Origin of the sequence: Saccharopolyspora sp. NPDC000359 (genome assembly GCF_040300525.1) — a bacterium.
GTDB lineage: Bacteria > Actinomycetota > Actinomycetes > Mycobacteriales > Pseudonocardiaceae > Saccharopolyspora.
Genome location: NZ_JBEPDU010000051.1, coordinates 41,935 through 51,291, shown reverse-complemented (window position 1 = coordinate 51,291; position 9,357 = coordinate 41,935). Strand labels below are relative to the sequence as shown.

General features: G+C 69.3%; 6 protein-coding genes. 2 read left to right on the top strand and 4 right to left on the bottom strand.

Annotated features, from left to right (window positions below; translation table 11 throughout):
- Positions 1–263 precede the first annotated feature (263 nt).
- Complete coding sequence (locus ABT324_RS27090; protein WP_351183157.1) at positions 264–1,046, bottom strand: DeoR/GlpR family DNA-binding transcription regulator; 783 nt, start codon at positions 1,044–1,046, stop codon at positions 264–266.
- A gap of 85 nt (positions 1,047–1,131) precedes the next feature.
- Entirely contained in the window at positions 1,132–2,313 is a 1,182-nt protein-coding gene (locus ABT324_RS27085; RefSeq protein WP_351183155.1) for a four-carbon acid sugar kinase family protein, read from the bottom strand.
- A gap of 432 nt (positions 2,314–2,745) precedes the next feature.
- Here ABT324_RS27085 and ABT324_RS27080 point away from each other — a divergent pair, with 432 nt between their 5' ends.
- Positions 2,746–4,314 carry a BCCT family transporter gene (locus ABT324_RS27080; RefSeq protein ID WP_351183153.1) on the top strand — a complete coding sequence of 523 codons (1,569 nt, stop codon included), beginning with the start codon at positions 2,746–2,748 and terminating at the stop codon, positions 4,312–4,314.
- Between the two features lie 162 nt (positions 4,315–4,476).
- Positions 4,477–4,608, top strand: coding sequence for a hypothetical protein (locus tag ABT324_RS27075; protein WP_351183151.1), 132 nt, complete (start codon positions 4,477–4,479; stop codon positions 4,606–4,608).
- A 4-nt stretch (positions 4,609–4,612) separates the two neighbouring features.
- Here the strand turns inward: ABT324_RS27075 and ABT324_RS27070 are convergent, their stop codons facing one another.
- Both ABT324_RS27070 and ABT324_RS27065 read right to left on the bottom strand, forming a co-directional pair.
- The gene (locus tag ABT324_RS27070) at positions 4,613–8,554 is read right to left on the bottom strand and encodes a HAMP domain-containing protein (RefSeq protein WP_351183149.1); all 3,942 of its coding nucleotides are present in this window, start codon (positions 8,552–8,554) and stop codon (positions 4,613–4,615) included.
- A 24-nt stretch (positions 8,555–8,578) separates the two neighbouring features.
- Positions 8,579–9,235 carry a response regulator gene (locus ABT324_RS27065; protein WP_351183147.1) on the bottom strand — a complete coding sequence of 219 codons (657 nt, stop codon included), beginning with the start codon at positions 9,233–9,235 and terminating at the stop codon, positions 8,579–8,581.
- Positions 9,236–9,357 lie beyond the last annotated feature (122 nt).

Here is a 9,357-nt window from a genome sequence, read left to right as displayed (position 1 = left end):
CAAACAGGGGCTGGGGCCCGGATGTCAAGCCTGAAACCCCGCAGTGACGGCCGCCAGGCCGGGCTTGACATCCGGGACCCAGCCCCCACAACCCCCCCAAACCACGGGGATGACCACCCCGCACGACACAACCGGCAACAAGCCCCAAGCACCTTGAAAACTCAACAGCGAACAACCCAAAACCAACCCCGAACAGCCACCGCAAAGGGTCCAAGCAGCCAAGTCAAGTGAGTCGAACAACCGGCCCCGAAGCGATGAGACCCTCAGACCACGACGACATCGACACCAGGAAGAGCACGAAACGCCGCAACCTGCTCCTCCGTCGCACCGAGGTCGGTGACAAGGGTCCAACGAGACGGCAAGGGAGCCCAAGCGTTGAACGGAGCAACGCCGAGCTTGCTGCTGTCGGCCAGCACGAACAGTTCCCGCGACTGAACCACCATCTGCTCCTTCAGCCGCGTCTGGCACAGGCTGGCCTCGCAGATGCCAAGGCGAGGGTCCAACCCGTCAGCCCCCAGGAACGCTTTGTCAGCAGTGAGCCGCGAAAGGGTGAGTTCGGCCAGCGGTCCCACGAAACCCTGGCTGATGTGGCGCACTTCCCCCGCCAAGGCGATCAGCCGCACGGCGTCGGCGTCGGCGAGCTCGGTGAGCGTGGTGACTCCGTTGGTGATCACCGTCAGGCCAGCTCGGTCTCGGAGGTGGCGGGCAAGGCGTCCAGTGGTCGTCCCTGCGTCCAAGATCACCGTCTCCGCCGCACCGATCTGCCCGGCTGCCCACCTCGCGATGCGGTCCTTCTCCGCTGTGGCCAGGGCTGTGCGCTGACCGAGGGACTGCTCGGGCGTGGTGGCAGGCATCGCACCTCCGTAGGTGCGGGCCAGCTTGCCCTGCTCCGTCAGCAGCGAGAGGTCCCGCCGAATCGTCGACTGGGTGACCGCCAAGGAATCGGCGAGCTCCTCGACCTGCACCGCGCCGCGTTCAGCCACCAGGCGCTCAATCAGGGCACGACGCTGTCCGGCGGTCATCCGCTGCCCGGTATCCGTGCTCACCTCGGCACCTCCCGCCTCAGCTATGGCGTGCGGCGGCGATCCCCCGTCCCGCATCGGTCACGGCTCCTCCTGCGGGCGGTGGGACTCACCAGTAGTCCCTCTTGGACCGGGCCGCGGTGACCGCCCGGTGCAACGTCTCCGGCGTGCCGAAGCCACCGGCTTTGGTGATCACATACCCGGGCTGCGGTTCGGTGCGCGCCAGCACCACACCTGGTTCGAGCTCGTTCAGCAGCCGCAGACCAGTGACACCGCGTCGGCTCAGCACTGCTCGGGCGGTTTCGCCGCCGGTGAGCACCAGCAGCGCTGCTTCGCTGGTCGCGGGGGCGCACACCTCGGCGAGCGCGGTGTTCAGCCGGCGAGCGACGCTGACGTCGACCGGGCCGTCCACGGTGACCACGACGTCGCCCGTCTCCAGCGCGTCGCGGACCTGTTCGGACATTCGCGCGAGCGCTGCGGCGTTTGCGTCGAGCAGGTTCCGCACCGATAACCGCCGGGTGTGCGGGAAGTGCTCCGACAAGAACTCGGCCTGTTCGCGGGAAACCCCGTTGGCGCTGCCGACCACGGCGAGCGCGTGGCCGTTCACCGGGGGTGGTGGCTCCACCTCGCGCCCCGGGCGCAGTTGCTCGGCCAGCGCATCAGCCAGGCCCGCCGAGCCCACCCAGCAGGGCTGGTCCGGGGCTGCCATGCCCGCCGCCGCCACCGCCCGCAGGTCACTTTCCGCCACCGCGTCGCAGACGACGACGTCGACCTCGGCGAGCAGTTCCGACACGCGGGCTCGCAACGCTGCGCCATCCCCTCGAACCGAGGCCAGCGCCACGTGCTTCACCGAAAGCGGCTTGAGCGCCGAGGCGATGTCCACCGGGGGCTCGTCCGGTTCGGCCGCCCACGCGTCGGTGTGGTGTAAGGGGGTGCCGTTGATGTGGACGACACCACCGAGGACGGTCCGCCCAGTTGCCGGGGACGCCGGGCAGACCAGCACTCCCGCGCCAGCGGCGTGCGCCACGACCGCGCCGATCTCGGCCGCCAGGTTGCCGCGCAGCGTCGAGTCGACCTTCTTGAACACCACCCGCCCGTCCGCGTGGCCGCGCAGCGCCGCCGAGACCCGCTCCGCCGCCTGTTCAGGAGTCACGTGCCTGCTGTCCGTGTCGGCAACGAAGACCTCGGCGTCCCCGGCGTCATCCAGCGCCAACAGGGTGCGCATTTCGCGCAACGCGAAGGGAACACCGGAGTCACCGGCACCACTGAGGTCGTCCGCCACAACCAGCACTCGCGATCCCATGGCCACCTGCTTTTCTGCTCGCCACAGCCCAATTCGGCCATCCGCCACTCGCCCACCGCGGCAACGGGATCACCTTAGACACGCTTGCGCGATTCGCGCAATACTGCGTATACCAGCGTCCAGAACACGCAACGGTAACGGGGCTGACCAGGCCTTCAGCCCGGGTGCGGTAGGCTTTCGAACCCGGCGGGGGGCCAATCCCGTGCGGCACCTGCCCTCCCCGCCCAGTCGAGGTTCCGCCGAACCTCCGGCCGCGATCGCCGACAGGAAGAGCTTCCACCAGTCCCCACCTGCGCCCGCCGTGGACGCGCACCACGCCGTCCGGTCCTGCGGCGCACCGCCCTCTCCTTCCTGTTCGGACGCTGCGCGCCGTCTGCGCGCGCCCGCAACGGGGAGCCCCGTTCCACTGGAGTCCCATTCATGGCGCAAGCCAACTCACCATCGTCCCCACCCAACCGGCTGGGTGCGGTCTTCTACACGTCGGTGGCGCTGTGCGCGCTGTTCGTGCTGTGGGCCACCTTGTTCACCGACAGCCTCGACACCGCCACCACCACCGCGCTGAACTGGATCACCGGCTCGTTCGGCTGGGTGTACCTGGTGGCGAGCCTGGCCATGCTCGGCTTCCTGGCGCTGCTGGCGTTCAGCCGCTTCGGGCGCATCCGGCTCGGTGCGGACGACGACCGGCCGGAGTTCAGCACGATCAGCTGGCTGGCAATGATTCTGGCCGCCGTGATGGGCATCGGCCTGGTCTCCTACGGGGTGTCCGAACCCATCGCCCACTTCGCCGACCCGCCGCACGACCTGGCCGCACCGGGCACCAAGCATGCCGCGGTGGTCGCGATGCAGTACTCCTTCTTCGACTGGGGTTTGCACGCCTGGGCGATCTTCGCGGTGTTCGGCATCGCGCTCGGCTACTCGACCCACCGCAAGGGCCGCAAGGGCCTGATCAGCCCGATGCTGCGGCCGCTGCTGGGCGACCGCGTCGACGGCCCGCTCGGCAAGGCCATCGACGTGCTGGCGATCTTCGCGACCCTGTTCGGCACGACCACCTCGCTCGGCCTGGGCGCGCTGCAGATCAACGGCGGTCTGGCCCGGGTGTTCGGCGCATCCGGCGGCACCGGCACCCAGGTCGTGATCATCGCGGTGGTCACGCTGCTGTTCACGGTGTCCGCGATCACCGGCCTGCACAAGGGCATCCGCTTCCTCAGCGAGACGAGCATGGGCCTGACCGTGGTGCTGTTCGGCTTCGTGCTGGTGCTCGGGCCGACCGGTTTCGTGTTCAACCTGCTGGTGGAGTCGATGGGCCAGTACGCCGGGGACTTCATCCCGATGAGCCTGCGCACCGGGATCTTCGGCGAGCTGGGCTGGATGCAGAGCTGGACCTACTTCATGCTCGCCTGGTGGATCTCCTGGGGCGCCTTCGTCGGGGTGTTCCTGGCCCGCATCTCCAAGGGGCGCACCATCCGCGAGTTCGTGCTGGCGGTGCTCGGCGTGCCCAGCGCGGTGTTCTTCCTCTGGTTCACCGCCTTCGGCGGGTCGGCGATCTTCCACGACGCGTTCCGCGGCGGGCAGATCGCGCAGGCCGCGGCCGAGGACTCCAACAACGCGATCTTCGCCATGCTGGAGACGCTGCCGTGGCCCGCGGTGACGTCGGTGATCGCGATGGCGCTGGTGCTGCTGTTCTTCGTCTCCGGCGCCGACGCCAACACCTACGTGCTGAGCATGCTGTCCTCCGACGGCGCGGCCCGGCCGCGGACGTCGGTGCTGACCCTGTGGGGCGCGCTCACCGGGCTGACCGCGATCGTCCTGCTGATCGCAGGCGGGTTGGACGCCCTGCAGAACACCGTGATCGTCACGGCGGCACCGTTCGTGCTGGTGATGATCGCCCTTGCGGTGTCGCTGTGGCGGGAGTTGCAGCAGGACCCGCTGTTCTCCCCCGAGGTGGAACCAGAGCTGGCCGCAACAGGGCCGAAGGACCCGAAGATGTGATTTCCGCCGACGTGCGAGCGCCGGGTGGGGAATCGAACCGCCCCACCCGGCGCAGCGGTGCACAGGAGCAACACCCGTCGTCGATGGCGCCGCACCACCCACTTCCACCTGCGGTTATCGTGTTCGGATACAGCCTGCGAGCAATCGACGTTGGGAGCCGCCATGGCTGATCCGCACGGCATCGACCACTTCGACGCCACCTTCGCGCGCGACCTGGTGTGGGCGCAGCGCTTCCGCGAGCAGCTCGCGGACCTGCCCACCACCCCCTGCGAGGAGTCCGAGCAGGTCGACTGACCACTCACCCGGGCTCGGGCGGCTCCTCTTCGGCGACGAGGTTGGCCGGCAGGTGCGCGGAGAGCAGGTCCAGCAGCTTGTTCACGTCGACGGGCTTGCTCATGCACTCGGTGGCACCGGCCGCGATGCTCTGCTCCCGATCGCCCTTCATCACCTTCGCGGTGACCGCGATGATCGCCAGGTCCCGGTAGCGCGGCATCTCCCGGATGATCCGGATCGTGGCGTTGCCGTCCATCTCCGGCATCATCACGTCCATCAGCACGATCGCGACGTCGCCGTGCTGCTGCAGCGTGCTGAGCCCGGCCACCGCGTTGTCCGCGTGCACCACCTGCAGGCCGTGCTGCTCCAGGAGCGTCTTGATGGCCTGCACGCTGCGGTAGTCGTCGTCGACCACCAGCACCTTCTCGCCGTTGAACCGCAGTGACGTGTGCTCCTCGGGTTCGTCGGCGACCCGCAGGTGCTGGTGGCCTTCCTGGCGGATCAGCTCGGTGGGGCGCATCGGCGGATCGATGCCCTCCGCGGAGACGTCCAGGCTGCTTTCGGCCGAGCTCGGCGGGTGGGCCCGGGCGACCGGGCGCTCCACCTCCACCGTCACGTGGGACTTGGTCTCGACCGGGAGGTAGAGGGTGAAGGTGCTGCCCTGGCCGGGTTCGCTGCGCACCTGCAGCTCCCCGCCGAGCAGCGCGGTCAGCTCGCGGCTGATCGACAGGCCCAGCCCGGTGCCGCCGTACTTGCGGACCGTGGTGCCGTCCACCTGCTGGAACGCCTCGAAGATCAGGCTCAGCTTGTCGGCCGGGATGCCGATGCCGGTGTCGCGGACCGAGAACGCCAGCCGCTGGTCGGCGCGCTGCAGGCCTTGGGTGGTGACCTCGGTGGGTTGGGCCAACCGGATGCGCAGCTCGACCCGGCCCTTGTCGGTGAACTTGACGGCGTTGGACAGCAGGTTGCGGACGATCTGCTCGAGCCGGTTGCGGTCGGTGCGCACGGTCGGTGGTGCCGAAGCCGCCACGATGACCTCGAAGTCCAGGCCCTTGTCCGCGGCCAGCGGTCGGTACAGCGATTCGACGTGCGCGGCCAGTTCGGCCAGCTCCACGTCCTCCACCAGCAGGTGCATCTGCCCGGCTTCGACCTTGGACAGGTCGAGCACGTCGTTGATCAGCTGCAGCAAGTCGGTACCGGCCTGGTGCATGGTCTTGGCCAGGTCGATCTGCTGGGGGGTCAGGTTGCCCTCCATGTTGTCGGCCAGCAGCTTGGCCAGGATCAGCACGCTGTTGAGCGGGGTCCGCAGCTCGTGGGACATGTTGGCCAGGAACTCCGACTTGTAGGCCGAGGCCTGGGACAGCTGCCGGGCGCGTTCTTCGAGTTCCTGCCGGGCCTGTTCGATCTCGATGTTCTTGAGCTCGATGTCGCGGTTGCGGCTGGCCAGCAGCGCGGCCTTCTCCTCCAGCTCGGTGTTGGACCGCTGGAGCTCGGTCTGCTGCTGCTGCAGCTGCTCGGAGCGGGCTTGCAGTTCCCTGGCGAGGTGCTGGGACTCGTCCAGCAGCGACTCGGTGCGCGAGTTGACCACGATGCTGTTGACGTCGACGCCGATGGTCTCCTTCAACCGCTCCAGCAGGTCGAGGTGCACCGGGGTGAACTCGGCGACCGAGGCTAGTTCGATGACCGCGAGGACCTCGCCCTCGAACAGCACCGGCACGACCGCCACGTTCGTCGGGGTGAGCTCGCCGAGCCCGGTGCCGATCCGGATGTGGCCGGGCGGCGCGTCGCTCACCACGATCGAGTTGCGGTCGACCGCCACCTGGCCGACGAGCGACTCGCCCGGTTCGAAGCGCAGTTCGCGGTCGTCGCCGGGTGGGCGGCCGTAGCAGGCGGTGCGTTCCAGGACGGTGCGCCCGTCGGCCTGCTCCTGGCGCAGGAAGAACGCGCCGTACTGCGCCGAGACCAGCGGCGCCAACTCGCTCATGATCAGCTGCGCGAGCGCGTTGAGGTCGTGCTGGCCCTGCATCAGCGCCGACATCCGGGCCAGGTTGGTCTTGAGCCAGTCCTGCTCCTGGTTGGCCCGGGTGGTCTCCTTCAGGTTGTTGATCATCGCGTTGATGTTGTCCTTGAGCTCGGCGACCTCACCGGAGGCGTCGACGGTGATCTGCCTGGTCAGGTCGCCTTCGGTGACCGCGGTGGCCACCTGGGCGATGGCCCGGACCTGGGTGGTGAGGTTGCCGGCGAGGCGGTTGACGCTCTCGGTGAGCCGCCGCCAGGTGCCGGAGACGTCGGCGACCTCGGCCTGCCCGCCGAGCTTGCCCTCGGTGCCGACCTCGCGGGCCACCCGGGTGACCTCGGAGGCGAAGGCGGAGAGCTGGTCGACCATCGTGTTGATGGTGTTCTTGAGCTCGAGGATCTCACCGCTGGCGTCGACGTCGATCTTCTTCGACAGGTCGCCGCGCGCGACCGCGGTGGTGACCTGGGCGATGTTGCGCACCTGGTTTGTCAGGTTGCGGGCCATGGTGTTGACGTTGTCGGTCAGGTCCTTCCAGGTACCGGCGACGTTGGGCACCCGCGCCTGGCCGCCGAGGCTGCCCTCGGTGCCGACCTCCCGGGCCACCCGGGTGACCTCGTCGGCGAAGGCGCGCAGCGTCTCGACCATCCCGTTGATGGTCTCGGCCAGCGCGGCGACCTCGCCCTTGGCCTCCACGGTGATCTTCTTCGACAGGTCTCCCCCGGCCACCGCGGTGGCCACCTGGGCGATGCTGCGCACCTGGCTGGTCAGGTTGTCGGCCATGATGTTGACGTTGTCGGTCAGGTCCTTCCAGGTCCCGGCCACGCCGTGCACCCGCGCCTGGCCGCCGAGCTTGCCGTCGGTGCCGACCTCCCGGGCCACCCGGGTGACCTCGTCGGCGAACGCGGAGAGCTGGTCGACCATCGTGTTGATGGTGTTCTTCAGCTCCAGGATCTCGCCGCGCGCGTCGACGTCGATCTTCTTCGACAGGTCGCCGCGCGCGACCGCGGTGGCCACCTGGGCGATGCTGCGCACCTGGTTGGTCAGGTTGCGGGCCATGAAGTTGACCGAGTCGGTCAGGCCCCGCCAGGTCCCGGCCGCGCCGGGCACCTCCGCCTGGCCGCCCAGCCGCCCCTCGTTGGCCACTTCGCGGGCCAGCCGGGTGACCTCGTCGGCGAACGCGGAGAGCTGGTCAACCATCGTGTTGATGGTCTCCTTCAGCTCCCGCGTCTCACCGGAGACCTCGACGGTGATCTTGCGGCTGAGGTCGCCGGCGGCGACCGCCTTGGCCACGTGGGAGATGTCGCGCACCTGGCTGGTCAGGTTGTCGGCCATGCCGTTGACCGCGTCGGTCAGGTCCCGCCAGGTGCCCAGCAGGCCGGGGACCTCGGCCTGGCCACCGAGCTTGCCCTCGGTGCCGATCTCCCGGGCCACGCGGGTGATCTCCTGGGCGAACAGCGAGAGCTGGTCGAGCAGCTGGTTGACCGCGGTGCTCAGCCCGGCCATCTCGCCGGGCAGCTGCCCGTCGGATTCGCGGCGCGGCATCCGCTGCGTGAGGTCACCGCGGGTGAGGGCGTCCACCACGCGGTTGAGCTCGGCGACCGGCGCCAGCAGGTTGCGCAGCATGCCGTTGACCGCGTTCGCCGCGGCCGCCCAGCCGCCCTGGCCAGCGCCGTCGAAGTCGACGAGCTCGATGGGCCATTCGCCGCGGTCGGCGGCGGCGCTGACCCGCTGCAGCTCGCCGACCAGCAGTTGGTTGCGCTCGGCCAACTCGTTGAACACGGCCGAGATCTCGGCGGCCAGGCCACCACCGCCGGGCACCAGGCGGCGCCGGAAGTTGCCGTCCCGGAGTTCCCGCAGGGCCATCGCGAGCCTGGTCAGCAACGCGTCGTCGCTCATCCGCGGCGCGGCCACCAGTTCCGCGGCCGCGGTGTCCGGCGGTCGTGACGACATGACGGCCTCCCCGCCGCACGCTGCTCAGCGCTTGTTGCGCGAATCCCGGTCGAGTCGCAGTTCGGTGGCCAGCACCGCCGCTTCGCTGCGGTGCCGCATGGCCAGCTTGGCCAGCATCTGGGACACGTAGTTCTTGATGGTCTTCTCGGCGAGGAACATGCGCTTGGCGATCTCGCGGTTGGTGAGCCCTTCACCGATCAGTTCCAGCACTTGCCGTTCCCGCGCGGTCAGCACCCGCAGCGGATCGGCTTCCTCCTGCTCCTTGCGCAGCCAGGCCAGCATCGCCTCGGTCTTCTGCTGGCTCAGCAGCGACTGACCGGCTCCGGCGGTGCGGATGGCGCTGACGAGCTCCTGGCTGACCACGCCTTTGAGCACGAACCCGGCGGCCCCGGCCATGATCGCGTCCATCAGCGCGTCGTGGTCGTCGAAGGAGGTGAGCATCAGGCAGCGCAGCCCGGGCAGCTGCGACTGCAGTTCCCGGCACAGCTCCACGCCGTTGCCGTCGGGGAGCCGCACGTCCAGCACCGCGACGTGCGGGTCGGCTTTGGGCACCCAGGCCAGTGCTTCGGCGACGCCGGCGGCTTCGCCGACCAGTTCCAGGTCTTCCTCCGCACCGATCAGCGCAGCGATCCCGCGGCGGATCACGTCGTGGTCGTCGACCACGAACACCCGTGTCGTCATCCGCTTCCGCCCCCTTCGCCCTGGCTCTTCGGGGAGGGCACTGACCAGGATAGGTAGCGCGCCGGGCGACCGCTTCCCGGAGCGCAGCGCGCAGCGCCCGGCCGACGAAAGCCGGGTGCTGG